Below are 26,768 nucleotides of genomic sequence, written 5' to 3'. Positions count from 1 at the left end.
GTTCTTCCGCGTGGGGCTCTCTTTCTCTGCTATCAGCAGGCCCTTGCATCAATACTCCCCATACGTAGCTTCGTCACTTTCTCTGAGACACTACCCATGCGCTATAATACCCACGGGCAAGCGCGCACCATCTGGATGTTCAGCGCGCTTATAGAAGGGGAATATTATGTCAATGGAACAACTTCGAGAGCAACTGACGCGGATACAACCACTTGACAAGGACGCGATACAGCAGGCAACACAGAGACAGCAACAGCTTACTAAGCCTGCTGGGAGTCTGGGACGGCTTGAAGAGATCGCTATTCGCCTCGCTGGTATTCAGGGAACACCAATACCGAAAATCCAGCGACGGGACGTGATTGTAATGGCAGCCGATCATGGTGTCACACGTGAAGGTGTGAGTGCCTATCCCGCCGAAGTCACACCACAGATGGTACTCAATTTCCTGAGTGGAGGAGCAGCCATCAATGCCCTGGCGCGTCAGGCTGAAGCTGCCGTCAGCATCGTCGACGTTGGTGTCGCCACCGAACTGCACCATCCACAGCTTATAGAGCGGAAGATAGCCCTTGGTAGCGCTAACATGGTCGAGGGGCCCGCACTTACCAGTGAGCAACTCTTTAAAGCAATCCAGGTTGGCTTTGACGTTCTTGACGAGATCGCACACCAGGGCTCCGACCTCGTAGCAATTGGCGAGATGGGAATCGGCAATACCACCGCCGCCAGTGCCATCAGCGCAACCCTCCTGCAACAACCTGTTGAAGCGCTCACAGGCTATGGCACCGGCATCAACGAGCAGCAACGCCAACATAAGATCCAGGTTCTTCAGCGTGCTGTACAACAGAATCAACCAGATCCTCACGATCCTCTGGATGTCCTGGCAAAGGTTGGGGGATTAGAGATTGCCGCGCTGACCGGCGTCGTCATAGCCGCAGCCGCGCACCGCATCCCCGTCCTCATTGACGGCTTTATCTCCAGTTCCGCAGCGCTGATAGCTTGTGCGCTTCAGCCACGAATTACAGATTACCTTTTCGCCGGTCATGCCTCAGTTGAGCCCGGTCATCGCTTGATTCTGGCTCAGCTTGGGCTTACCCCTCTCCTGAGCCTTGATATGCGCCTTGGTGAAGGTACAGGCGCGGTCCTAGCAATGCACATTCTGGAAGCAGCCCTACGCACACACCGCGAGATGGCGACCTTCGCAGACGCAGGCGTAAGCGAGCGCACAGAAAATACTTAATTACATGTATATTTGCATATTGACTTTGAAGTATGCAATACGTTAAACATACGCGATAAAACTACTCATTCTCAACCAAAACTCAACTTTCGATCCTTGCTCCTGACGCATCTTTCGTCAATAATAGTTAGGATGTAATTATTCAGGACCCCTCACTACCTACAGTAGTTCGTAGGGGTCATAGGATGTGGGCAGGATTGCCAATGGTAATCCTGCCCACATCCTATGACCCCTACGAAGCGCTCTCGCGCTGAGAAATACCAGACCTGGGTAGCTACAGTAGACATTTATTAGCACCCTTTAGTTGGGAACGCGCTATTACTATTATTCGCGCGTTAATGGACGAAAGGATCGAAGCCTTGCGTATTCTCCGACACCGCCTGGCTCTTCCAGTACTTGTAGGACTACTTGTGCTCGGACTCATCATCGTGTTTGCCCCCAATATTATTTCCAGGGCGGAGCAACATCAAGGGGACGCGAACTATATCGTTGTCTTCCAGCCGAAGATGCCTATCGACACCCAGCAGATATCCAACCGTGGGCACCATATCCTGCGCGACATGAGCAAAGCGGATATCATGGTTGTGCGCTCGAACAATCTCTCAGACCTGGAGACACTACCCGGCGTCAAGAGTGTCGCGCTCGACACCTTCGCCTTCGCAATGCCCGATGAGCGCCCCGTCACCATTACTCGCAATAGCGTATCGGTCGCGGCGGATGGCACCAGCTCAACCCAGGGCTGCGCCTCCAATAGTCAGACCTGCCCCTTGCAGTGGGACCTGAGCCGCATCAATCTGGCCCAGGCATGGCAGACGACCCAGGGCTCAGCGAGTGTACGCGTTGCCAATCTGGATACTGGCCTACGCTCTACACATGAGGATGTAGGGACGAACTATGATCGTGCTCATAGCCGCTCATTCGTCGAGCCTAGTTCATCGTGCACAAAAAAGGACGATGTGACCAGTATCGAAGATTTCGATGGGCACGGCACCTGGACCGCCACACATATCGCTGGTAAGAACGGTCCCCAGATGAGCGGTATCGCTCCCAACACCACACTTATCAATGTGCGTGTACTCAATGCCTGTGGTAGTGGAGCGCTTAGCTGGCTACTCAACGGCATGTACTATGCCAACAACATTGGTGCGCAGATCATTAACATGTCCATGGGAACCTATATCTGCGCTGACGGCGTCATTCCCGGTTCCGCTCGCTGCGGCAATCAGCAGGCTGTAGGCAACGACCAGGCTACCTGGGATGCCTTTACCAATATGGTGAGCTACCTCAAACAAAATGGCACTACTGTTATCGCAGCCGGCGGTAACGATCATGTGGAAATCGACCAGAACGGGCGTGTTATGAGCGCAAATAGCCTGCCCGAGAGCGGCAACGGCACTACTAACAATGATCTACGTGGCACTAGCCTGGTTCCAGGTGGCGTACCTGGTGTCATCTCCGTAGGAGCGGTCAATCGCGTCACCAATGCCGCCAATTCGGGTTCAACCAAATATGGGCAATATGGCGCATCACAACGCGAGCAGATGGCATATTATAGCAACTACGGACCGCGCATTGACCTTTCCGCGCCCGGTGGAGCACGCAATTATAATGTGCCTGTAAACGATTGCGTCTCTAGCGACTGTAGCCGCCTGGAAGCAAATACCTCACTCATTGGCGCAAGCGATAATCCTGGTGTCTTCGGGGCATATGGCGTCGATAGCAATGGTCAGGGTTGCGACAACTGCTACGCCTATATCCAGGGAACATCGACCGCTGCGCCAGAGGTAGCGGGAGTTGCCGCGCTTGCCCTGGCGGCTCGGCCCAACATGAACCCAAGCGAATTGATCTCCTGGCTACGCCAATCGGTAACACCATTCGCTTCTACCAATGATACGCCCCCGGTCACCAGTGATCCCAACAGCCCATACTATAACGTCACGCTCGACTACAAGGGGACACCAATCCCCAACAACGAAATGGGTACGGGTATCATCGATGCTGCCGCCGCAGTAGGCACTGATGATCAGTTTCAGGTAACATACCAACCATAGGGTTGCTAACAGAACGATACTTTGGTGCACATCAAAAAGAGCAGGGAACCTCTTTCGCGAGAGGTTCCCTGCTCTTTCCACTTAACTTTTATAGAGTACAATCACAAGCGCAGAGCAAAGCCGCTTTCAGCTATTGCTTGCGTGAAGACAGCTTCATCTACTGTGATACCAAAACCCGGTACGGATGGCACGCTTACCCGACCCTCTACCAGCTTATAACCCGGCGCGCTTAAACCGGGAGTCGTTGCCTCGTCCCATTCCAGATAGACAAAACCTCGGATCGCGCCCGCCAGATGGGCGGCGACATAGTTACCATAGTGAGTGCCATAGTGATGAGGAGCCATGCGCGCTCCCCAACGATCAAGCTCACGACCAGTAGCCAACCAGGAAGTGAAGCCATGGCTGAAAATGTCGTATTGTACAACATCCACCAGACCAATACGAGCCCACTCCAATAGATGAGGATCAGCCGCACCCTCGCCATCACTAATAAACGTCGTCAACTGCTGCGCCTCAAGCCATTCGCGTAGATCTTCGTACAGGATGGCATCTTCATGGAATGGCTCCTCAATCCAGAATATACGGTCGGAAGCAGTCTCCCGCAAAATGCGCTTGGTAATGTTCAAATTGTATCCATTGTTCGCGTCTAGCATAATAGGTAGATCGGGGCCAATCTCTTTACGAACAGCATGAATGACGGCAATATCGCGCTGGATGCCCTGCTCCAATGGCATATGGCGCGCACCTCGACCAATCTTAATTTTGAAGGCACGGTGCCCAAGCTTATATCCCTCAGCCGCTTCGCTAGCTATAAGATGAGCCGCCTCTTCGTCATTGGTCAGGTTCAGGTCATCCAGGTACAGCGAGGTATCGTAACATGGGACACTTAAAGGCTCCTCAACCGTCATTTCATTCACCGCCGCAGCCAGAAGATACACCGGCTTCTGCTTGCGTTTACCCGCCAGATCCCATAAGGCATAATCGAACGCCAGCCAGGGAATCGCGGTCCCCTGTTTCAGGTCAAAAACGTCATCAAAGCTTCTCCCTAACAGGGCTGAAGCCTTCTCTTCATTGGTAATACAAAGCCCAATACCACTCTGTCCATCTTCTGTAGTCAGGCGAGCAAGAGGCAAACGAATAGTATCTCCATGAGGGCCTAGCCGGGCATTACTCCCCACCAGACGCGGGCGCTTCCCCTCCAATGTTCCCCACTCGATAGCCACAATGCGCGAGCTTCCCATAATGTATCTCCCTTGTTACATATCGAATATTGTCAAAAGAGGTTTCGAGCAATATGTTTAGTATAGAACACTGCCTGCCAGGGCATCAAATGGCGAAAGCGACCCGTCATCACCTCAAGATGATTACATTTGAAAGGGATGGGCTCTTTGCTCATCCCTTTTCTGCTTCATCTCATTTGTTCACAAACCTCTAACAACCAATCTGCAATAGCTTCGCGGTACAGCAGTAGCTTGAAGAGGCAGATATAGGGCGATCAGCTTTGACATAACCCTTGTTAAAGATATCGTTATAAATGGAGGCAACTATAGGGCCAACCGCGTAACCGCCCTCACCGCCATTTTCCTTCATCGCAAGAATACTCAGTGCAGGAAGCTTCTCCGGATGTTGCCAGTCATAGGGAGCTTGGGTCATCAGCCAGCTATGGGCAGGCTTGCCACCTCCTAACTCCGCGCTTCCAGTTTTGGCAATAATGTTCCACGGTGATTTGTTGAGGTCAACACCATCTAATGAACCGGAACCACACTGATCTACACCGAACATGGCCTTACGTGTGTCGCGGGCAGCCTGCTGGCTAACTTGTTGCTCACCCAATTTCCGAGGCTCAAAAGTTTGCACAGGGCTACCATCGCGAGAAGCAATCTTGCTAACGAGTGATGGTTGCATAAGCTGACCATTGTTAGCAGCAATGTTGTTAATCATTTCGATCTGCATAGGTGTAGTAAAGTCAACTCCCTGACCAAAGACATTATCAACCAGCATATTCTCTTCAAGCGTGCCATCAGGTCTGGTAACACTGCTCTTGGCGATTGGCAGATCAAAAGGAATGCTCTGACCAACATAAAAGCGCTTGTTGTACTCCAGCCATTTGTCGACTCCCATGTCGACCCCTATCTTGGCAAAGAGAATATTATCTGAATGTGCAAAGCCGTAGTTAGTCGAGACATGGTAATCCTTTGTAAAGGGGTCGAGATTGCTCAAGTGACGCTCGAGAGTATGCTGTCCCAGCACGACAGGGCCATGCGTATACAAAGGGTCATAGACACGTTCCAGGGATGTAGTACCAGAATCAATGCCCGCCAGAAGCGTCATCGTCTTATAGGTTGATCCGGGCGCATAAAGCCCCTGCGTTGGGCGGAAGAGGAGTGGTTGATTTGCGTCTCCCGTCATCCGTTCGAAATAACTCTGGTCGTTTTTTGATAGTGTCTGCACCATCTTATTCGGATCATAACCTGGGCTACTTAGCATAGCAAGCGTCTGACCAGTCTGAGGGTCCATAACAATTATCGAACCACGATTGGTCGAAAAAGTATTATAGCTATCGATGTGTATAGGATCTTTAAAATGCTGTGCCACTAGCCGCTGTATACGCACATCAATGCTAAGATAGAGATCATCTCCAACTGGCGCACGATGGAGCGTCTTATTCACCTGATTATCCAGCGAAGTCAGACCAATAAGACCAGATAAGTAGTCGTCATAAGCAGCCTCCAGACCAAGCGATGGGAAATTGGGGCCTGGATAGTATCCAATCAGGCCAGCAAGCGAAGGTTCATAATAATGGCGCACATAGCCACCGCAGGCATTCGGATCTGGGCGTGAATCAGCCAGCAGGACCCCATTGCGGTCGAAGATGCGCCCACGCTCAGGCATATTATACGAAAGACACCGACGCTGGTTACGATCATTCGCCGTCACCTGGTTCGCCACTATCACCTGCCAGTAGACCAGTCCGGCACTGGTAGCAATAAAAATCACCATAAAGAGTTGCATTAAACGCCGAATATGTTTTTCAATATACATATATTCCCTATCAGCAAGCATACAAGTTTTATTGACCAATGTTTCCAGCATAACATAACAAATCACAGGAATGGAGAGGAAAAGAGATACTAAAACTGATACTTATAGCGAAAGGCATAGGAAGCTACGCCAGGCAGGTTTAGTTCTCTCTTTACGGCTATATGGCATGTTGCTCATTTGCCTCTTCCGCTGTGAGCTACCTTACAGCCCCCGGTTACAAATCTAGGAGATAATCAGCTCAGCAAAGCACTCAGAAAGGCACATATGAACCATGCCCGAACAGACTCTACATCATATGCACTCACCAGCTCCTAAACACGAGCAACCCACACCAAGACGCCGCCTCTCATGGCGCTGGCTGATCCTGACCCCACTTATATCGCTCATTGTCATCTGGGCATTAATCCCTGCGGTGCGTGGCTACACGTTGTTGGCAAATAGCAATCGCCAGATACCTCCTGCCTCTTCCGCTGGCATACCTGTACAGAGTGTAAGTTTTTCCTCTACGGACGGCATTAAACTCTCTGGTTGGTTAGCTATCGCTAATCCCAAAGCCCCCACCATTATCCTTGTTCATGGCTTCAAGACGAACCGAACCGATATGCTACCAGCGGCACGCATCTTATTTGGAGGTGGTTATAACGTTCTGCTCTATGATAGCCGTGGCTGTGGAGCAAGCGAGGGCTGGGGCATTACACTAGGCGTGCGTGAACCTGAAGATGTGCTTGGCGCGGTCAAGTATCTGAAAGGGCGCTCAGATCTAAGCAATAAACATTTTGGACTGGTTGGCAATTCACTGGGGTCAGGCATAGCGCTTATGGCAGCGGCTCACGAGCCTTCGATACTGGCAACAGTCGCAGATAGTGTCTGGATTGATAGCCATGACCAGATTCAGCGCATGGGCAACATGAGGCTGGGACCACTCACACTACCTCTGCTCCCCTATGAGCCAACTCTGGTCGATCAGCTTATCGGAGCACACCTCGCGGACACCCGTCCCATTGACGTCATTCACCAGATTGCCCCCGAGCAGTCTTCCTCATTCATTCAGCCGACGACCAGAATACAACAACCCCTCCCTCGGGCGAGCGTCAGCTCTTTGAAGCTGCGGGTTCGCCCAAGCAGGAGTGGATTGTCCCCAATGGAGGCCATACTGGCGCAGTCCGGGCGCATCCAGCCGAATACACTCAACGCGTGCTCACCTTCTTCAAGCACTACCTTCGTTAACGCTACTTGCGAGCCAAGACCCAGTAGAGTACATCGATGGTATGACGCATGAGACACCGAGTGCCCCTGGTTAATCCACATAAAGAAGAGGAGTTGCCATCAGACTCTATCAGGTCTAGCGGCAACTCCTCTTCTTAAAAATACCTTTCTTGCAGAGAAGTCTACTAATCACCTGCAAGAAGATCAAATCGCCAGTCATTGCATTGCATAAAGTGACCCTTAGGGTATTCAAACTCGCATTCCTCAACCAGCGTAAACCCTAGTTTACGACAGAGAGCATTTGATGGTGGATTTTCAACAGATGGGAAGGCATGAAGAAATCGATGCTTGCCATCTTCTCTGGCTCGGGCAATAGCCAGAGCAGTCGCGGCGCCTGCGATACCTTTTCCCTGGAATGCTGGGATTACAAACCACCCCGCCTCATAGATCTCTTCGCCATTATGGATGCTATCCCAATAGCCAACTGATCCAGCGGCCTCACCTGTAGCAACATCAATTATCTTAAACATGCGACCTGTCCCCTCTTCCGCTATCCGCTCGAATTTAGCTTGCCGCTTGATGAGTTGCTCATCACTTTCAGGGCCGCCAACAAATCTGGTCATCGCTGGGTCACCCAGCGTCTTCTTCAAAATATCCAGGTCCCCTTCACCCCATGGCTCAATACGTACGGCACTCTGTGACTTGTTGCTTGAACTCATCCTTATCTCCTTGTCCGTAGAGAGGTCTTTCCCACATAAAGTACAAAAACAGGGGTAGCACTCATTTCAAATATGGGAGTAGCGTTTGCACCCAGAAACACTATCCGCTTGCTTATCTCTATGATTTGGGCGCAGGCGGCGGAAGCATTGGTAGGGCAAAGCCCCAGTCGAGTAGCGCTTTGGCATCTTTGACACGCTCAACATCATCCTTTGCTCCCAGGATCGCACCGATGAGGCGATGACCTGAGCTATACGCGGAGAAGACGAGACAATAACCAGCCTCACCCGTAAATCCGGTCTTGATGCCAGTCAACCCGGCATAACTGCTCAACATATTATTCGTCGTCTCCCACACATAAGCATGGTGTTCACCGCTCGCAGGAAGGATATAGCGCTGTAACTCAACGATCTGCGCGAAGAGTGGGTTGCTCATAGCATAGCGCGCCAGCTTTACCAGATCTTCACCCGTTGTATAGTGATTGGGGTTAGCTTTGCCGTCCGGGCCTACGTAAGTCAAGCCGTCGGCGTTAATATAGTGGGTATTCTGAAGTTTGAGCTGTTTCGCGTATGAGTTCATCAAATCCACAAACTTCTCCTGGGAGCCTGCGACCGTCTCCGCGATAGCCATTGCCGCATCATCACCAGAGGGCAGCATCAGAGCATAAAGCATATCTTTCAAGCGAATTTTGTCCCCAACGACGAGTTGCGCGTTACTACCGTTATTCTTCACAGCCTCATCAACGTCCTTCTGCGTGACAGTCACAATTTGATTGAGGTTGGCCCGATCAATTGTCAGAATAGCCGTCATAACTTTGGTTGTGCTCGCCATGGGCACACGTGTCTGTCCATTGATATTCGCCAGCATATTTCCCGTATCGCTATCCATTAAATAAGCGATTTTGCTCCCGATGACAGGCGGAGTACCGCGTACCGTCAGGACTGGTCGTGGCGTAGGAGTCGGCTCAGCAAATAACGAGGTAACAGAACTACCTACTGGTGTAAAGAGACCTACAGGAATCGCCACAATAATAAGTAAAGCCAGCAATAAGAGGATAAAAGCCAGAATACGCCGTCCTGTCATACCTTATCCGCATCCTTCAAAATTGTTTTAAAGAGAAAATGTTGGCTACACTATAATATAGATCTTTCATCTCAACAAGTGCTCTACCATCTATTTCTACATCATAAAACGCCAGGGAGCCAGAATCCGTTCGCTCGCCTTAGTGTACCACGGGCGTCTCTGCCAGGCATCGAGCGTAAGCTCAAAGGTATCTGAGGTGTCGCACTCAAATAACTCCCGCATCTGCAACGCCAGTTCCTCGCTATAGATCTCGACATTAAGCTCATAGTTCCCAATAGAACTCAAGCGGTCCAGATTCGCAGTACCAATTGTTGACCACTCGTCGTCAATCATACATGTCTTGGCGTGCAGCATCGCATGTCGATAACTAAAGATGCGTATACCCGCCTCCAGGCACTCCTGAAAATATCCATGCGAGACCCAGTCCGTCAGGATATGATTAGAGACCCAGGGAACCAATACCCGTACATCTACACCACGCCGAACCGCAGCCTTCAACGCATCCAGCAGCGCATGATCCGGCACGAAATAGGCATTTGTTAGCAGAATGCAGCGTTGGGCTTTGTCGATAGCGTCAATATACATATCGCGAATGGGAAAAGTGAGGCGTAGAGCATTATTCTCATGGAGATCGATAAAGGGATTAAAGCCTGTGGGAAAATGACGCTGTATCTCTTGCGTGCGAGGCTTATTACGATTCCAGAACCAGATAAAAGAGTTCGCCAGATGTCCGGCGGCTGGCCCTGTAATGCGCAGATGTGTGTCTCGCCACTCAGTCGCATACAAGCTACCAATGTTGTAACCACCAATAAAACCAATTCGACCATCAACGATCAGGAGTTTGCGATGGTCTAGTGAGTAGTAACGTGGGTCGAAGACATACCAGGGACGCCGAATCGCTGTATATTCGAGCACGTGGATACTCTTATGAAATGAGTGCTTGAACTCGCGCGGCACAACGAGATTGCCAAAGCCATCAAAAATAACATAGACCTCTATCCCCTCCTCCGCTTTGCGTGCAAGGTGCTCCTTGAATTCCTGCCCAACCTCATCATCCTTCCAGATAAACGATTCAATAAAGATACATTCACGTGCCCTGTCAATGGCTTCCAACATATCATCATATAGCTCACGCCCAAAACTATAGAGTTGCAAGCCATTATCTCCCAGGCGCACCTCGCCTACCTGGAAATGGGGAAAAGCCTTTACATGTTGGCGACGGTTTCGCCAGGAAGATGCGATGAGTAGCAGCAAGGCGGTTACAAATTGGAGCAATAGCAAGCCTATACCCGCGCGTTTCCCCAGTTTAAAGAGCGAGGATCGCCAATGCCAGCGCGTGACGCGCTTGAGAATGTTTTCTGGTTCTCTAGATACCTTTTTTAAGCTGGACATAAATACACCTGCCTCCACTCGATATAACGAAATATTTTATTGATATATCTCAATATATCCTCTATCGACAAAAACACTTGAATGCTTCAGCCTATACCCAGCGACCCGCCTCAGGCACTATATTACATACGTTTTATCCAGCCTTCTAGCTCCATATCATCCAATACATTCGTTGACTTCTATTCTGACGCATTCTTGAGAGAGTGAGCGCGAACGCACACCTACTCATCCCTGAGCAAGTGTGCCGCTTTGTCGCATCGCCTATAGCTTTACCTGGGGTCGATACTCACCTGTTATGTGTTCAAAACGAGGGCGATAGCGCTCTGTGTGATAATCGACGGGATCGACACGACGCGCGACAAACTGTTTACTCGGAATGTCGGTAACGATAAACTTTCCATCCCGATGCGCGGCCATTACACCATGCTCACCCTGCTCAACCAAACTCATGACGAGATTCGCGAAGAAGGTGGCAGCATGCTTATCGTAAGGCTCGGGCTCACCACTGCGCAAGATGTATGTCAGGTCCATTGGCAGGAAGCGAACGCCAGCGATGCGCTGCGTCAATTCATCAGCCAAAAATTCTGCGACATTAACCTTCTTACGATGTCCATAGGCATCAGCGGGTCCAACCTCTGGTACAGGAACGCCTAGATTAGCTCCCTCCGAAAGCAGGACCATAGAGTAATGCTGTGGATTATGGCGATCATGCTCCACCAGTTCCGCAAGCCGATCAATATTTACTGGCACCTCAGGAATCACCACGCGATCAGCCCAGGTCACAATCGCTGTTTCCAGGGCTGTGAAGCCAGCGTCACGCCCAAAAAGGCGGAAGAGAGCGGTCTGACTATGAGAACCAATCGTTGAACGGGTACGGTTAATGAACTCAGTCGCGCGACTGACAGCGGTCTGGAAGCCAATACAGTAGTCGGTACCAGGCACGTCGTTATCCATGGTCTTAGGGATACCCCACACAGGCACACCATGCTTGACCAAGTGAGCCCCATAGCTGAGTGTGTCATCGCCTCCAATCACAACCAGACCATCCAATTCAAGGAACTGGAGATTAGTGAGCACCTCCTGGGTCAGGTCCACCCGATCTTCTGGCTCATGCCCTTCCCCATATGCCTTCAGGCGATCTGGTAGATCCTTCGCACGCATACGAGCAGGGTTGGTACGTGTTGACTGCAAGATAGTGCCACCCTGGCGATCAATGTCGCGAGTATTCAGCCTGTTGAGCGGCACCACATAGCCGTTATCCCATGTGCTAGCATCATCGACACGAAAGGTTAGCTTCTCTAGCCCACGATCACGCTCAAGCAGAGTAATACCTTCCCAGCCCGCACGCAAACCAACAACACGTATGCCCATTGTTTCCGCACGGTATACAAGTGCTTTAATCGCGGAATTTAACCCTGGCACATCACCACCGCCAGTCAATACTCCCAGTGAACGAATAGGGCTTGTAACCCTGGTAGGCATAGATTTCCTCCTTTGGTATTCATGCACCTGAGCCCGCTAGCCGCTCACGATGCGGCCCTAGCGTGCACTTATGTAACATGTAGCCCGACATACTATTTTCGAACTCCATATGAGTCAATACATCTTCATGAGTTTTCAGCATATCACACTCTTACCACAACTGAACTACGCACCATGGCTCCTCTAGCCCTTATGTCTTTACCAATCTAGCTCACACTTTTATTGTAGCTCAAATTTCACACTTGCCCAAAAAGAAAGCGCCCTGCTCCTCATAATATGGGGAGCGAGGGCCAATAACTGTTGGAGGGTAGATGTTTTATTTCATTTTCGCAATTGATCGCACTTCCTATCCGCGAGTGGGGCGAATATCACCATTTAGCGCGACTCTTCCACCTGCTGTTACAAAGAGAGAGGCTCGACCATCACCATATACAACATTCGCCATATGGTTATAGCTTCTATTCAGGGCAGAACCACCTACAGAGCCACCCGCTACAGCCTTTACGGATACATTACTCTCCGCTGGTAAGGTTAGGATCGCGCTGCCACCCGCCGCGACTTTATGCAGGTTTCCCAACGCGAAGAGGCCCTCTAACTTAGCGCTACCACCCACTGCTATCGAGTGTAGACTCGCCGCGCCGTCAATATTCGCGCTACCACCAACGGCAGTTATCTCAACCTCGGCCTGGTGACAACCAGTCACCTCCGCGCTACCTCCAACATGCTTGCAGAGAAGCTTTTCCGTGATATCTTGCGCATTGAGGCTACCACCGATATTATCAATATCAATCAAACGCGCGTTCCTGACCAAGACACTTCCTCCAACCGCACCCCAGGCCCGCACATAGGGAGCATTGATAGCAGTCAGGCTACCACCCACAAAATGTAGCTGAGCCTGCTCTCTTAATTCTTCCAGGCGCACACTTCCATATGTCTCTTCCAGGTAGACATTCCCGCTCACCTGACGCAACTCGACACTTCCAACCTTCTCCATCTGAACATTCCCGCTCAGCCTCGAGGCAGAGATGGAGGTCGTCAAATGATTCAATATCACACGGATAAAGGGTACGCGTAACGTAATATGGCTACGATAGCCTTGAATACGGATTGTATCGCCTTCCTGTCGTATGTCCTGGATTGGCTCCTCTGTTTCGACTGCAATTTCCCTGCGCTCCCATGGAAGCACAGTCAAATTCCCTTCAATATTCTCCAGAAAGACCCAGGGTTGCTTACCCATAATGGGAAATGTCTGCATCGCCATATGCTATCCAATCCTTTCCGTATGTAACTATCAGCTTTTCATATGCAGGTGTTAAAAATTTATTATTAAACTAGCTTTTATTACCATCACAGAATGATATTACCATACAACAATTCAAAAAGTCAATATACTTTGCACAAAATCGCCAAATATTTACAGATTATTTCCATTTTTGCGATAATTATGTATCTTTGAACCATCACCAATCCCTGGCAAGGCTGAGAAAAGAAATGAGCACACTTCAGCAAGTTTTGAGTTTCCCTCGGAACCAAAATAGAGTATAGTAGAACAAGCATCACCAGGCGGAGCAAAGGAGCACAAAACATGCAAAGCGACACTGTTATGGGCTACATCATTCTAGGGACAGCAGTAGCTCTCTGGATCTGGGTCTTACTGGATTGCATTCGCGATACAACGCTTGAACCTGTTAGTCGCAAACGCTGGATCGCATTTGTCGCGCTTGTACCAGGCATTGGCGCGTTCTTCTATGTCCAGCACCGCCGCTCAACACACAAGGCACTCAACTACCCGCGTAGCGAGAGGCCCTCAACACCTTTTCCCCATTTGCCGCATCTCTCGCTATCTGGGCATAACCATGAACCAGACACCGAAGATTTTGTCTCGCAAGAACAGGAAGAGCCGCACCGCGACCTCTAAACCTTATCCGTTGCTGTCTAATTTTATATAGCTTGATATCGAGGCATTATGCGATATATGAAGGCATTGAGCTAAAGCCTGCGTCCAGGACTGTGATATCTAAACCGATCTTTAGCATGGATTGAGGAGCTAGACATGACGTCACACAAAGAAATCCTTTACGCTCTGCCAGGGATATCAGGTAACCTTCCGTTAATGTGGATAGATCCCTTGTTCGCGGCAACCATCTTCGGTATTGTGTCCCTTGTAGGGGTTCTTCTGGCAATGGGATCAATTGTTTTTTGGATCTGGATGCTTGCGGATTGCATTAACAATCGCCGTTTGAAGGATGATGCCAAACTCATCTGGGGCTTAATAATCTTCTTCACGCATATCATGGGAGCTATTGTTTACTACTTCGCAGAATTTATTCCTCACCGAAAGGCCGAGCGCTCAATATCCCCCCCGATTTACGCCCCAACCTTCCCGCCACCCATGACACCATATCAGCAGGGCTACCACCCTTCACAACCAAACGCTCAGCCACGCGAGGGCACAAGCCAGAAAGACTATCATTCTACTATTAATGAGCCCACACACCTAACAGATCCTTCGCCTACCGCCTGGAAGCACTACGAAGAGCCGCGTGCATCCTATCCCGATCACTTCGAACCGCCACTGCAACAACAGTAGCCAGATAGCATCCCTTTCTGTCTACTGTCCTTTCACATAATTGCGCAAATTGGGCATTGAAGAGACAAGAGTGAAAAGTCCCATCTCTTCCGCAAGCTCTATGGCTCGTCGTTCATGCAAGCGCGCGTTGGTATCATCGCCTAGCAACGTGTACATATCCCTGACAAGAAGGTGATCGAGCGGTAGATAGGGTCTGAAGCCAGACTCCTCGCGTAGCTTCAACGCTTCCAAAGCCAGGGTTAACGCCTGATCCAGGTTGCCTAGTCTTAGCGCATTGATGGCGACATGGCGCGCGGGCTCAGTCTTCTCAAACATGTAGCCATTCTCGTCGGCAATCAAGCGCGCCTTGTGGTAATACTCCTGAGCCACATCGTGCTCCTGCCAACGCTCATACACCAGACCAATCTGGAAATATGATTCGCTCATCCCTCGCTTATCACCTAGCACTTCGCGCAGTTGCAGAGCCTGCTGCTGATAGTTCAAGGCTTCAACATATTTCCCCTCTGCCCTGGTGCTATTGGGTGACTCACCTCGTTTCAAACTCTCCACTGTGGTCACAAAATTATACGCCTGTCCGAGCAAACTAAACATATCCGCAATCCCCTGATTGTCTCCTATTGCCTCAGCAGCTTGCATTGCCTGCTGGCAAATCGAGAGTAGCTCGTTGGGATCTCCTCGCTTGAGCAAATGATCGACGACAAGCACTTGCCCATAAAGATGCAGGAGTTTGAGACGCTGCTGAAGAGTTGCCTCGCGAGCCTCTAGCAGAGGAAGCGCGGTCCCAAGTAGACGCTGGGCATCTTCCAGGCGTCCAGACATAAAGTAGGTGCGTGCTATCTCGCTGAGCGCATCATTGGCGGTGGTATAGCAATATGCAAGTTCTTCGGAAGTAGGTAGGATAGCTGGCATTGTATTCCCTTTCTATAACAATCGCAAGCTCAAATCGCCTGTTTGTTCGAGCTTGTTTGTTCTATAATAGTAGGGTTCAACATACTGCCAAACAATGCGCAAATCACACGTTCTGTTCAATATTAAACAGATATGCGAAAGTGTTCAGGAATAAGGAACAAGTTATCAGCTCATAATAAACACATTCAGGGTGTTGGCAAATGAAAGGCAAAGGGATCAGGTAATGGCAACCACGATCAGAAAGGGAGACAGGCGTATCCAGCGCACTCGTCAGGCATTAATACAATCTTTCAAGGATATTGTCCGCGAGAAAGGTTTTACCGCGACAAGCATCCAGGATATTACCGAGCGCGCCAACGTCAGCCGTGGCACCTTCTATCTCCACTTCACAGACAAATACACCATGATTGATGAATTCATCCGTGAAGACTTTCAAATCCATATCGCGAGTGCGATCCCACCAACATCTCAATGGAAACGAGAAACACTCTATCTTCTCATTACCACCATGCTAGACTACTTTGAGCACAAGTATAATCATCAGAAACGACTCACACCCACAATCGCTCCCCTGATTGAGCGAGCCATGCATGAAGAACTAACCGCCCTTCTATTAACCTGGCTTAATCAAGATGCTAGACCCTATACGCGCGTACCAGTAGAGACCATCGCCCGCATCGCAGGCTGGGCCGTCTTCGGAGCAGCCATTGAGTGGAGCCAGGAAGAAAGTGCAATTCCACTGGACCGCATGGCGAACGATATTCTGTCAGTCATCCTCGATGGCATTACGCGCATTGCCCCCAGTGCACTTCCAGCCTAGCCATAGCCGTATGCAGGCATATTGCTTTGGCCTGTGCCATCCACTATCCGCCGTCGACACCTCTATCCATTCGGTATGAATGGTTGCTTTCCTTCGCCCTTTAGCGCTAAGATATAGTGACTAGAGAAGGGGCGCGTACTGCGCTAAACACGAAACAGGACCGAAACACTCCCCCTTACCTAATGTCTTATGCGCGAAACCAAGGAGGACCCCCTAGCGTGAACAACAGGCAGCACCTGACCGGTGCGCAGGCGATTATCGCAACCTTACAGGCATACCAGGTCGATACGATCTTTGGCATTCCCGGCATTCATACCCTTCCCCTCTATGATGAAATTCAGCGCACGCCCAATATGCGCCACATCCTCGCCCGCCATGAACAGGGCGCAGGCTTCATGGCAGAAGGATACGCCCGCGTGACTGGTCGACCCGGTGTCGTCAGCACCATTACCGGACCCGGTTTGACCAATGTAGCTACCCCCGTCGCCAGCGCCTTCGCCGACTCCATTCCGCTCTTCGTCATCAGCAGTAGCGGACCACGCGCTACTGCTTCACGTGGTCGGGGCGAATTGCATGAAGTTAAAAATCAGCTAGGGGTCATGGAATCGCTAGCGGGATGGGCACGCGCCGTTGAAAGCGTCGAAGAGATACCTGCAGCCGTTCAGGATGCCATGCGAGGTATGCTGGCTGGACGATCCAGGGGAGCCTATCTACAGGTGCCTCTCGACTTACTGCGCGCCAGTGCTACAGTCACGCTGCCCTCCCCTGAAGAGCTGATCTTCGAACGCCCACGCCCCTCGAGCGAAATCCTCACTGAATCTGCCCGCTTGCTACGAGAGGCGAGCAAGCCCGTCATTCTCGCTGGCGCTGGTGTTACCATGTCTGGGGCCAACCAAGAGCTTATAGCACTGGCAGAGCGTCTTCAAGCACCCGTGATTGTTGGCAGCAAGAGCCATGATATCATACCCAGCGACCACCCGCTCGCCATACCCACGACAACCTATACCAATACTGAGCTTCATCCTTTGCTCCAAAGTTCCGATCTGGTTCTCGTCGTAGGCAGCAAGCTCGGAGCCGAACGCGTAGCCTATGGGCAATATCCCTTACCCACACGCCTCATTCATATTGACATCGACGCCTCGGTAATCGGCCATATCTATCCCGCCACGCAGGGCATCGTCGCGGACGCACGCGAAGCCCTGCGTGCGCTCCTTGCGCAATTGGAGGATTTTGCCCCGACACGTCCTGAGCTAGAGACAGAATTGGCACAGGTACGATCCGCGATCCGCCAGGAGACGCGTGAGCGCTTTGGCGAGGGTGTCGCGCTCCTCGATGGTGTGCGCGCGGGAGTGCCATCGGACGGCATTATCGTCGCCGATATGACGATGCTCGGCTATGCCAGCACCGTCTATCTCCCTATTCAGGAGCCAGGAACCTTCATCCATCCCTGCGAACTCTGCACTATTGGCTGTGGTCTCCCGCTGGCTCTCGGCGCGCAGATCGCAGCGCCAGACCGCGCGGTAGTCACCCTTGTCGGCGATGGTGGTTTTCTTCTCAACTCCAGCGAGCTCGCCACTGCCGCTCAAGAGCAGCTCCCTGTAGTCATCATGCTATTCAATGACTCCACCTTTACCGCTGTCAAGACGGAACAACACGCGATCTACGGAAGCCGCTATATTGCCACCGATGTCACTGAGCCCGACTATGTAGCTCTGGCTCGCGCCTTCCACATCCAGGGTATGCGCGCCGAAGGCCCCGATGCTCTCCGCGACGCCATTCAAGAGGCTCTCGCCTCTCGTCGCCCCACTCTTATCGAAGTTCCCCTTCCACCTAAGGAGTGGTAAGAAAAAATAGAAGGGCTGGGAGGTCGCCGCGCGGCGACCTCCCAGCCCTTCTATTTCCCTTTACGCTACTTCGTAGTCTGTTCGGCTAGGCGAGCATTCGCATTGCGTCGCCAGAGGAAGATATCAGCGATGAGGACAACAATGATTGCTGCTATAGGAAATGCGAAATCAGCGTAGGGAACATGTGTCAAGATGGGTCCGAGTTGGCGATCTTCGACGAGCATGCCGCCCGCAGTCCAGGCTAATACAAGGCTCGCAAGATCCAATAATAGAGGGAAGCGAGACATGAGGGCTGAGATCAGAGCGCTACCTAGCAGCAGCAAGGCAATACTAATTAATAGACCAATAACCAACGTGGGAATATGTCCCTCGGCGATGCCTGCCACCGCCAGCACATTATCCAGGCTCATCGTTGCGTCCGCGATCAGAATAGTCAGAAGAGCATTGGCGAAGGTGTTACGCTTCTTACCCGCTTTTTTCTGCTCTTTGACAAGCTCTTCCTGCTGCTCCTCAGGCAATTTTGTCTTATCGCCTTTCTCCATCAGTAATTTTATGGCGATATAGAGCAGAACAGCCCCACCTATAGCCTGGAGCAGAGGCAACCCTAGCAGAAACGAAGCGATCACGGTAAACAGGATACGTAGGACAATCGCGCCACCACCACCCAACAGGATAGCCCACCAGCGCTGTTTCTTATCCAGCCCCGCCGCAGATGCGCCAATGACCAGCGCGTTATCGCCGCTAAGTGCCAGATCCGAAAGCACAATTTTTAGGAGTCCGATAAGACTAAAACCAGCCAGTAATGCGCCCACTTCTTCTATACCTTTCAGCATATTCATCTCGCAAACCTGAGCGCGCCGTACCCCGCATGGGGATTAGCGCTAGCCATACTAGTGATACCAGGTTTTGCGTAAGAAGAATTTGTTGTTGATTATGTGATATGACTATTTCTTACCCTGTACTTACTAACACGACCCTAACCACTGTCAAGCCTCAATTGAGGCTTGTACCTCCCTTTCACGCTCCGGAGGCTCCGTGGGGAACTCTTCAGGATGCCGCTCGCGCCAGGTAGTCCAGGCAGCGATAAGGAGAGCTTGAATGATACCCGCCGTAACCGAGGCAAAGAGTGCCCCTGTAGCCCCAAACAGCTCACCACCCGCGATCAACGCCAGTAAGGAAACAATAGGGTGTAGTCCAACCGCCGGGCCCACAATACGCGGCCCTAGAATCTGGCTCTCCAACACCTGCAAGAAGAGCAGGAAGCCCAGAGCCAGTAGCGCTGTAATCCAACCCTGTGTCAAAGCCAGAATGATGCAAAGTGCACCTGTGATGAACGCGCCAACCACTGGAATGAACGAGAGGATAAACGCCGTGACACCCAGAAAAACAGCATAGGGCACCCCTATAATGGCCATAAAGATACCCGTAATAGTGCTCAAAATGGTGGATAGAAGCAGTTGACCACGAATATATCCTCCGCCCACACGCTTCAAGGTATCGAGCAGAAAGTTGATATTACCACGCTGACCGGCGGGAGTCTTTTCGCGCAACCACTTTACCGCGCGCGGACCATCGAGCAAGATATAAATGCTCAGCGTCGCCACAACCAGCGTATTAATAACCACGTTAAACAGGCTGCTCAACAGAGGAACAACCCTGCTTGTCAAACCCTGTAGCTGCGATACAAGTCCCTTTGTAGCGTCTTGTATCTGCTCCTGGCTGATCCCAAACTGGTTCAACACATCCTGGTAATACTGCAACGAGCCATCATTGAGCACCCCCTGAAGATAATGGATCAGAGAGGTAAGCTGGCTGACAGCCGCGCGCCCCAAGAAGAAGAAGAAAACACCCAACGTAACCATCGCCAGCAAGTACACCGAGACAACCGCGATTGGGCGCGGCAGTGCCCGTTGAAAGAGTTTGACGGCGGGATAAATCGCGTACGAAACCAGACCCGCTATCGCCAGCAAGATCAGCGCTGTCGCGAAGTAGGCGAGCAAGCGTCCTGCAATAATCGCCAGTACTACCCACACCAGGATTGTTAGTGAAATAACTAAGCGTCTCGTCCAGAGTGTAAAAGGAGTCGTTTCAACCCTATCAGGGCTGTTTGTCTTTACCTGCTGAACTTCCATAACGCGGCAACCCTCCTATTGCTATATAATCGACACATACCACCACCATCATGAAGAGCGTTGAAGAACGCAACAAAGGAAACCAGCGCCTCTAGCGAGGTTTCCACATGTGTTCTCCGCCCATATCTCCAAAAGCATCGTCCGAGGTATCTACTATCCCTCCTCTGCGGCCAGAAGGGATTTGCCTCAGCTCTCTTACTAATAATCATTCATACCCACCTAAACGCAACCTCATCAGGATTATCAAATCGCCCACCAAAAACGCATAAAGCGAAGAGTTAAGGACCGAAATCGACCGGAATAGGAAATAGAATAGAGATGTCATGTATAAGACAACAATACGTAAGCTACCATCCAGAAAGAGGAGTGTCAGTGCTATGAATATCCAAACAAAATCTCATTTCAAGATTGTATCCTGGGAACAGAGCTTTTATGACGAACCTGAAGCGGGAGCCAAACTGGCGCGAGCCGATGTGAAAAAGGTCTTTGAGGGAGAGATTGAGGCTGAGGGTAGCGCCGTCCTACTTCTGTGCCAGGGTGAGAACGATGGGAACGGGTATGTAGCGACAGAGAAGATTACAGGACGCATCGGAGAACGTTCGGGTAGTTTCGTTATTCAGCATGGAGGAGCGATAGCGGGCACCACAATAACCGATTCATTTGGATATGTGGTGCCCGGTTCTGGCACGGACGAGCTGCAAGGAATACGCGGTCATTGTTCATGGCAGCACGATGAGCAAGCCGCAACCTTCACCCTGGACTACGAGATTGAGCAGTAGCTTAGGCAAACAAAACGGAGTAGAAGCGAACATGGTGGGTGTCTTATAATATCCGTCATGTTTGCTCATCTTTTTTTGCCAAATCCTAAGAGCGAAGAGGAGATTGATTAAACTATGAGCATCGCGCAGACTGAAACTCTGCACCAACATATACAGGACTCAAGCCTTCTGAATGCCGCGATGAAAGCCCAAACAAAGTATTTACAACCTCTCAACATGGAAATAAGCAGTTATAACAGATTTATCATTACCTAATCATACTTGCTTTTACACGAAAAAGCCTTGATTTATAGCGTTGAATTAGGTAATGTGTAATTTACGACAATGTCTTATAATGTCCGCAATCAAATGGGAGGCGTCTATCGAGAGAAGCGTTTTTCACACATCGATGCCGCTATCCACACGATGTCGGCAAGGTGCGAAAAGCATGTGCTAGTATTGCCTGAACGGCAATTCACATCGCTCAGGCACATGCATAGCATCCAACGGAAGCAGAAGATGTATCCTTAGCCGCTTTACATCTTGTAAGCAGTCACCACCCAGACAAGGAGCACCAGTATGCAAAAAGTATCCCTGCGCAAGGTAAAAACACCGTTAAGTTATGTGCAGGATATCGATGAGGAGGTAATGCACTTCTCATTACAGGGACTTCTCGCGCCCGGCCACACGCTCGCGCTCAATACAACCCTCGGCACCCTCTCTCACCTCACCAGTAAGCACGATCTGCCCTATATGTTGATGGAGCAACAGTTCACCACCAGCGAGATCTGTGTTTTACTCCCTCTGCTGGAATCGTATCCCTACTACTGCCCTTATGAGGTGCTACTGGCTAGCTTTACCAGTGGCAGGGTAACTGAGACGACTATAGAGCGCTGCCGATTACGTTTGCAAGAAGCCCAGGAGGCTGGCGTATGGGATCAGGAGATGCGCCCGGTTCGGAATGTGCTCTCACGCACACGTATCAAGACCCGACCCTTCGGCATTGAGATTTCATCAATTCTGGAAACTGGCTACATCTTGATGTTCGCCGCTAAACGGAGACAGGCTCAATAAAGCGTACCGACAGAAGACATTGTGAATACAGGTAACATACATCTGGCTCACGCTTATAGACACAAAACAATCACAAACCTGAGCATGTTAACTCCAGTCACATAGCACCCATCTTGGGAAGGCTTAGCAGGCAACTCTTCAGGTTTGTATAAGACAGGAGTATATTAAACAGCGCGGTAATAGCCTGCCAGCTCTTAAGACTGGCAGGTAGCCGTTTCTTGCGGAAAGCCTAACACTTACCTGCCTGATATATAGCTATGCCCCCAACAATCCACCACCTCATTCTATACGAAAAGCGCGTCCCAAATTCAACAATCCTGGTCGCGCTATGATGGCATCTTCATTCGCTTCGATGGCTGTCCTGCCGCGCCACCGCAACCCACCCAGTTCGCTCGCTATTGCGGTGACGCAACAAGTACAAACCCTGGAACAAATGAAACATCGTCCTTCTTCAAGGTAACACATTTTAGCCAACAATACCATAAAAAAGGTATAAAAATTTTATAAAAAATGTGGTTCATATGTCTACAGAAGACTAGTATAAGACAATACAAAGCTTATGTAAAAGATCTTTTCTAAGACTTCCTGTCGCCTACCGCAGCTCACAATGTTGAAGGGATGAGGCGGCAGTGGCGCGTACGCGCCACTGCCGCCTCATCCCCCGACCCAAAACAGAAGCTTGCATCACGAGAAGTTCCACTCCCCCTTCCATGCTCCCTTCACACATACAGGAGCCACACTTTCACCTACCCCATCCTCCTACACCCCACGCGTACGACGGTCTTGCCTGTCTTACAGCGCATCTACAGACTTTTCCAAGGATGAGAAGACAGCTAGGAGATAGTAAGAAGCCAGGATACGTATACTTCATCCAGTGCAGTGCAATAGAGTGCTTGTTCATCATTGTTCGCGCGGCAAGTGCTCACACGGATATTGGTCTCGTACTGCGTCATTGTAGGGATATCGTGCCGGGGGAGCCTCCCTTTCGAGGCGAGCGTTCCTGAGCTGGTTGTACGCTTCGCTTGCCTGATCTGCGACTCGGGCTGCGTTACCGCACAAAGCGGTAGGCGCTCTCTCTATGGGTGGAGAGAGAGCGCCACGTTTAACCAGATCTGAACCCTCCTCGCCACACGATAATAAGCACAAACACAAACGTGCATATGTAAGCACGTACAGCGAAGGCAGGCATATGTAGCCGTCGCTCCTAACTGGGAACGCGCCTACATATGCCTGCCGGGCACCGCCTTCCATATGTAAGCACGGAACTTTCGTCCGCAGCAGGCTTTCAACGCGCTGTATGTCCAACTCGCCTACATATACACATCTCCCCTACACAGCAATTATCTATTCAGGAAGAGCAACTAGATGAAGAAAGCGCCTAGCAGGATGTTTGAGTTCATACAGAGCTCACGTCAAGAGCATATAGAGCCAACTCCTCTTCCATATTACCTCTCACCACTGAAGCTCTGGCGCGTAAGAGGGATCAACGCCATTCGCTCTATCTTTGGCCTGCTCTGGCTCATCAATGCCTGGTTCGCTTGGCAACCTGGCTTTCTGACTGGTATTACTGGACATGCGGTAGAGATGCTACCCGAACAACCATTTCTCATGGCTAACTGGACGCGCCTCTGGCTAGATCTGCTCAACCTCAACCCGTCTCTCTTCTCCTGGTTGATCGCTCTGCTAGAGACAAGCATCGGCCTTGGCTTACTTCTGGGTGCCTTTACCAATCTTGCCTGTGTGGTTGGTCTGTTCCTTTCACTCTTTCTCTGGTCCACGGCAGAAGGTTTGGTCCTTCCCTATGATACCGTGAGCCTGGGTGCATCTCTCACCTATGCCCTGGTCTTCTGTGGCCTGATCCTGGGAAACGCAGGTTATCCCCTTGGGCTTGACCGCACCATCAGCCCAAAGCTGGGCATCTTCTACTTTCTGGCCTCGGGACCCGAGAAGCCAGCCCACAAACGCAAAAACAAAATCTATATTCACCAGGGAATCTTACAAGATCCATACAATCAGATATTCTGGCTACCTCCACGCGGCTCAGACCAGATAAAAACCCAGAACCTCCCTGTGGCGCACAGCCTTACATCAGATGTGACTACCAGTGAGGCTAGATCTAATACCAATACACAATCACGCCTGAACGCCATTCGGGGCCAGCGCCTCTCGCCCATGAAAAACAGTTCCAACGGGCCCAAGAAACCCATCAAACAATTCCGTTGACGAGATCGGCGACGCCTATGTAATCGCAGCGAAAGGGGATGCGAATACATATACACGACGAAGCCCTTTAGCTAAGATGCGGGGATGTCCAGCACGGCATCGCTCGCGAGAAGTGGAGTGTGTAAACTATGTCGTCATATCAGAACGCTGCCCGCTCGCTTGGAGGGCTGAACCCACCATCGAATATTGGCCTGGGAAATACCGAGCATAAGATTAGTGGCACTTCTCAGGAGACTTTCACCTTCCACGGCGAGGCTCTGGCACGGGATACCTGGGGCGAACGCTATGGATTCTGGATTGTCCTTTGCTTTACCATGGCCTTCGCGCTCTTCCTGATCGTGATGGTGCTGCTGGGGAATGTACCAGGTAAGAGCTTCCCTCTGAAGAGTATCTCAGACATCTTGCAATTTGTGGGTGAGTTTATTGGCCTCTTCTTCTGTGTACGCATCGCCTTGCGCCTGCGTAAAGTGACTCTTCAACTCAAATATGAGCTGGCCCAGAAGGAAGCCTGGAAGCATAGCCCTAACGAGGCGGCTCAGGCTCGAGCCGCGTATCAGAGCGCACGACGTGCTTTCCTTGCCTGGACCTTCCTCTCCATCGCTATCACCTTCTATGCCAGCGGGCAAGTCGCCTGGACCAGCTATGATGTACGCATGAACTCTGCGGAGGTCCCTTTTCCCGGCATCTATGACATTGGTTTTGTAGGGTCTTACCCCTTCTTTCTGCTAGGCACTCTCCTGCTTACACGCCGCAATCGAGCAGCGGTAGGACGTGTACGACTGCTCCTTGATGCCCTGGCGGTTATCGGAGCCGCGCTAGCAATCTCCTGGTTCTTCCTGCTCAATCCTCTTATCGAGGGTCTCTCACAGCAGCCCAGCCAGGGCGCGGCCTTCCTTTCGGTCTACTTCCCCACTGGCGACCTCTTCCTGGTTGCCGTTGGCGCGCTACTGATGTTCAGCCCACTCTCGAACCGAGATCAACAGTCAGTCTTTATGCGCCTGTGCCTGGGTCTCTTTTGCCTGGCTGTAACCGATAGTCTACTCGCTTACTACTCACTCTCATTCAGCTTCAATACAGGAACACTACAGGATGTACTCTGGCCTTTGAGTATGGCTTTGATAGGACTGGCTGCGATTGAGTATCCGCTCAGTATCGCACGCGGTCAAGTACAGCAGGCCAGTTCGCTGAATGCACGCCCCAACGTGACCTCACTTATATCACGAAATCAGAACTCACAAACGACCGCTATTGCCCAGGCTATCGCGCCTTTCATCTTGATCCTGCTCACCAGTGCCCTACTCTTGACAGTCGTCGCGCCTCGCGGTGGTCTGTTACTGGTACAGGCCGATATGGCCGCGCTGGGTCTCGTTCTGATTATCATCGTTCGTCAGGCATTAACCCTGATCGAGAACAACCGCCTGACAATGCAGATGCGCGGCGAACTCGTTATCTCACGCCGTGAGCTCCAAGTTACCAAACGAGAGGCCGACGAGGCAACTCGTTCAGCCCAGGAGAAGCGCGTCCTCGAAGAAGGCATCGCTCTCTTGCGCGAGGTGCATGCACGCGTCGCCAGAGGCGATATCGCTGCCCGCGCGCCCACCGTACCCGGTCCCTTGCTACCCATCGCCATCAGCCTCAACCTGATGCTTGACCGCCTGAGTTCACTATCCGAGCGTGGCTCGCGCTACGACCGGCTTGTACAGGACTGCCGCGCACTCCAACTAGCGATAGAGCGCTTGGGTCAAGGCCAGCCTGTGCTCGCAAACAATCAGCCACCAGTAAACCATCCCGAATTGCGCGCGCTATTCCTTGGCCTGAGCCACCTGCAACGCGCTCAGGATAGCCAGCAGCGCCGCCAGGGCACCAGCATTACAACGCTGAACAATCTGATCCGCCGCTTCCGCGAGTCCATCTACGAGGTGCGTCGTTCACCATTATTCAAGGATACATCCCAGGTTAACTTCGAACGTATGCTTCTCGACCGCGTGATTCGCGAACTCGAGCTAATGGAGCAACAAATGCAAAACCTGCTTGGCAAGGGAGCCGCCAACCATATACTTACACCTGTACAAATTACCCTCCCCCAATCGCATCAGATCGCGTCGCCAGTGCCACAAAATAAAGGGGAGCAACCTAACAACGTATCGCAACGACTCCACAACCCATATCAACGTATCCGGAACACGCAGGAAGAACACTAAGCTCTTAAAT

The 26,768-nt window shown here is 51.1% G+C and carries 21 protein-coding genes; 11 read left to right on the top strand and 10 right to left on the bottom strand.

Annotated elements, in window-relative coordinates:
* The first annotated feature begins 172 nt into the window (after positions 1 to 172).
* Entirely contained in the window at positions 173 to 1,234 is a 1,062-nt protein-coding gene (cobT, locus tag K3T82_RS22825; protein ID WP_420799335.1) for a nicotinate-nucleotide--dimethylbenzimidazole phosphoribosyltransferase, read from the top strand.
* Between the two features lie 359 nt (positions 1,235 to 1,593).
* Complete coding sequence (locus K3T82_RS22820) at positions 1,594 to 3,285, top strand: S8 family serine peptidase (protein WP_220195857.1); 1,692 nt, start codon at positions 1,594 to 1,596, stop codon at positions 3,283 to 3,285.
* Positions 3,286 to 3,386: 101 nt separating this feature from the next.
* On the opposite strand, the gene K3T82_RS22815 is transcribed toward K3T82_RS22820, so the two are convergent.
* Positions 3,387 to 4,526 (bottom strand): enolase C-terminal domain-like protein, encoded by a 1,140-nt coding sequence (locus tag K3T82_RS22815; protein WP_220195856.1) that lies wholly within the window; start codon positions 4,524 to 4,526, stop codon positions 3,387 to 3,389.
* 190 nt (positions 4,527 to 4,716) lie between these two features.
* Positions 4,717 to 6,327 (bottom strand): penicillin-binding transpeptidase domain-containing protein, encoded by a 1,611-nt coding sequence (locus K3T82_RS22810; RefSeq protein ID WP_220195855.1) that lies wholly within the window; start codon positions 6,325 to 6,327, stop codon positions 4,717 to 4,719.
* Positions 6,328 to 6,598: 271 nt separating this feature from the next.
* On the opposite strand from K3T82_RS22810, the gene K3T82_RS22805 reads away from it, so the two are divergent.
* Complete coding sequence (locus K3T82_RS22805; RefSeq protein ID WP_220195854.1) at positions 6,599 to 7,606, top strand: alpha/beta hydrolase; 1,008 nt, start codon at positions 6,599 to 6,601, stop codon at positions 7,604 to 7,606.
* 112 nt (positions 7,607 to 7,718) lie between these two features.
* Here K3T82_RS22805 and K3T82_RS22800 read toward each other — a convergent pair whose 3' ends face one another.
* The 5 genes from K3T82_RS22800 to K3T82_RS22780 form a co-directional block, all read right to left on the bottom strand.
* Complete coding sequence (locus tag K3T82_RS22800; protein ID WP_220195853.1) at positions 7,719 to 8,252, bottom strand: GNAT family N-acetyltransferase; 534 nt, start codon at positions 8,250 to 8,252, stop codon at positions 7,719 to 7,721.
* A 118-nt stretch (positions 8,253 to 8,370) separates the two neighbouring features.
* A complete protein-coding gene (locus K3T82_RS22795) occupies positions 8,371 to 9,333 on the bottom strand; it encodes a D-alanyl-D-alanine carboxypeptidase family protein (protein WP_220195852.1) in 963 nt (320 codons plus the stop codon).
* Positions 9,334 to 9,429: 96 nt separating this feature from the next.
* Complete coding sequence (locus K3T82_RS22790; RefSeq protein ID WP_220195851.1) at positions 9,430 to 10,725, bottom strand: phospholipase D-like domain-containing protein; 1,296 nt, start codon at positions 10,723 to 10,725, stop codon at positions 9,430 to 9,432.
* A gap of 261 nt (positions 10,726 to 10,986) precedes the next feature.
* The gene (locus K3T82_RS22785) at positions 10,987 to 12,207 is read right to left on the bottom strand and encodes a 6-phosphofructokinase (RefSeq protein ID WP_220195850.1); all 1,221 of its coding nucleotides are present in this window, start codon (positions 12,205 to 12,207) and stop codon (positions 10,987 to 10,989) included.
* Positions 12,208 to 12,553: 346 nt separating this feature from the next.
* Positions 12,554 to 13,468, bottom strand: a complete 915-nt coding sequence (locus tag K3T82_RS22780; RefSeq protein ID WP_220195849.1) for a DUF4097 family beta strand repeat-containing protein — start codon at positions 13,466 to 13,468, stop codon at positions 12,554 to 12,556.
* 324 nt (positions 13,469 to 13,792) lie between these two features.
* On the opposite strand from K3T82_RS22780, the gene K3T82_RS22775 reads away from it, so the two are divergent.
* Positions 13,793 to 14,125 carry a PLD nuclease N-terminal domain-containing protein gene (locus K3T82_RS22775; RefSeq protein ID WP_220195848.1) on the top strand — a complete coding sequence of 111 codons (333 nt, stop codon included), beginning with the start codon at positions 13,793 to 13,795 and terminating at the stop codon, positions 14,123 to 14,125.
* A gap of 135 nt (positions 14,126 to 14,260) precedes the next feature.
* Positions 14,261 to 14,797: a PLD nuclease N-terminal domain-containing protein gene (locus K3T82_RS22770; RefSeq protein ID WP_236031455.1), complete on the top strand. Its 537-nt coding sequence runs from the start codon at positions 14,261 to 14,263 to the stop codon at positions 14,795 to 14,797.
* A gap of 21 nt (positions 14,798 to 14,818) precedes the next feature.
* Here K3T82_RS22770 and K3T82_RS22765 read toward each other — a convergent pair whose 3' ends face one another.
* On the bottom strand, positions 14,819 to 15,706 hold the full coding sequence (locus K3T82_RS22765; RefSeq protein WP_220195847.1) for a tetratricopeptide repeat protein: 888 nt from the start codon (positions 15,704 to 15,706) through the stop codon (positions 14,819 to 14,821).
* A 223-nt stretch (positions 15,707 to 15,929) separates the two neighbouring features.
* On the opposite strand from K3T82_RS22765, the gene K3T82_RS22760 reads away from it, so the two are divergent.
* Both K3T82_RS22760 and K3T82_RS22755 read left to right on the top strand, forming a co-directional pair.
* Entirely contained in the window at positions 15,930 to 16,526 is a 597-nt protein-coding gene (locus tag K3T82_RS22760; protein WP_220195846.1) for a TetR/AcrR family transcriptional regulator, read from the top strand.
* A 218-nt stretch (positions 16,527 to 16,744) separates the two neighbouring features.
* Positions 16,745 to 18,370 carry a thiamine pyrophosphate-binding protein gene (locus K3T82_RS22755; RefSeq protein ID WP_220195845.1) on the top strand — a complete coding sequence of 542 codons (1,626 nt, stop codon included), beginning with the start codon at positions 16,745 to 16,747 and terminating at the stop codon, positions 18,368 to 18,370.
* 65 nt (positions 18,371 to 18,435) lie between these two features.
* Here the strand turns inward: K3T82_RS22755 and K3T82_RS22750 are convergent, their stop codons facing one another.
* Both K3T82_RS22750 and K3T82_RS22745 read right to left on the bottom strand, forming a co-directional pair.
* Positions 18,436 to 19,209, bottom strand: a complete 774-nt coding sequence (locus K3T82_RS22750) for a YjbE family putative metal transport protein (RefSeq protein WP_220195844.1) — start codon at positions 19,207 to 19,209, stop codon at positions 18,436 to 18,438.
* A 147-nt stretch (positions 19,210 to 19,356) separates the two neighbouring features.
* Positions 19,357 to 20,502, bottom strand: a complete 1,146-nt coding sequence (locus tag K3T82_RS22745; protein WP_220195843.1) for an AI-2E family transporter — start codon at positions 20,500 to 20,502, stop codon at positions 19,357 to 19,359.
* 377 nt (positions 20,503 to 20,879) lie between these two features.
* Between K3T82_RS22745 and K3T82_RS22740 the strand changes: the two genes are divergently transcribed.
* The 4 genes from K3T82_RS22740 (at position 20,880) to K3T82_RS22725 (ending at position 26,758) form a co-directional block, all read left to right on the top strand.
* Entirely contained in the window at positions 20,880 to 21,281 is a 402-nt protein-coding gene (locus K3T82_RS22740; RefSeq protein ID WP_220195842.1) for a DUF3224 domain-containing protein, read from the top strand.
* A 558-nt stretch (positions 21,282 to 21,839) separates the two neighbouring features.
* Positions 21,840 to 22,334 carry a hypothetical protein gene (locus K3T82_RS22735; RefSeq protein ID WP_220195841.1) on the top strand — a complete coding sequence of 165 codons (495 nt, stop codon included), beginning with the start codon at positions 21,840 to 21,842 and terminating at the stop codon, positions 22,332 to 22,334.
* 1,365 nt (positions 22,335 to 23,699) lie between these two features.
* Positions 23,700 to 24,557 (top strand): hypothetical protein, encoded by an 858-nt coding sequence (locus K3T82_RS22730; protein WP_220195840.1) that lies wholly within the window; start codon positions 23,700 to 23,702, stop codon positions 24,555 to 24,557.
* Positions 24,558 to 24,685: 128 nt separating this feature from the next.
* The gene (locus K3T82_RS22725) at positions 24,686 to 26,758 is read left to right on the top strand and encodes a hypothetical protein (protein ID WP_220195839.1); all 2,073 of its coding nucleotides are present in this window, start codon (positions 24,686 to 24,688) and stop codon (positions 26,756 to 26,758) included.
* The last annotated feature ends 10 nt before the right edge of the window (positions 26,759 to 26,768 follow it).

The sequence above is a fragment of the Ktedonospora formicarum genome, from assembly GCF_016587355.1.
In the GTDB taxonomy this organism is placed as follows: Bacteria; Chloroflexota; Ktedonobacteria; order Ktedonobacterales; family Ktedonobacteraceae; genus Ktedonobacter; species Ktedonobacter formicarum.
This window is presented reverse-complemented; position numbering and strand designations above follow the sequence as displayed.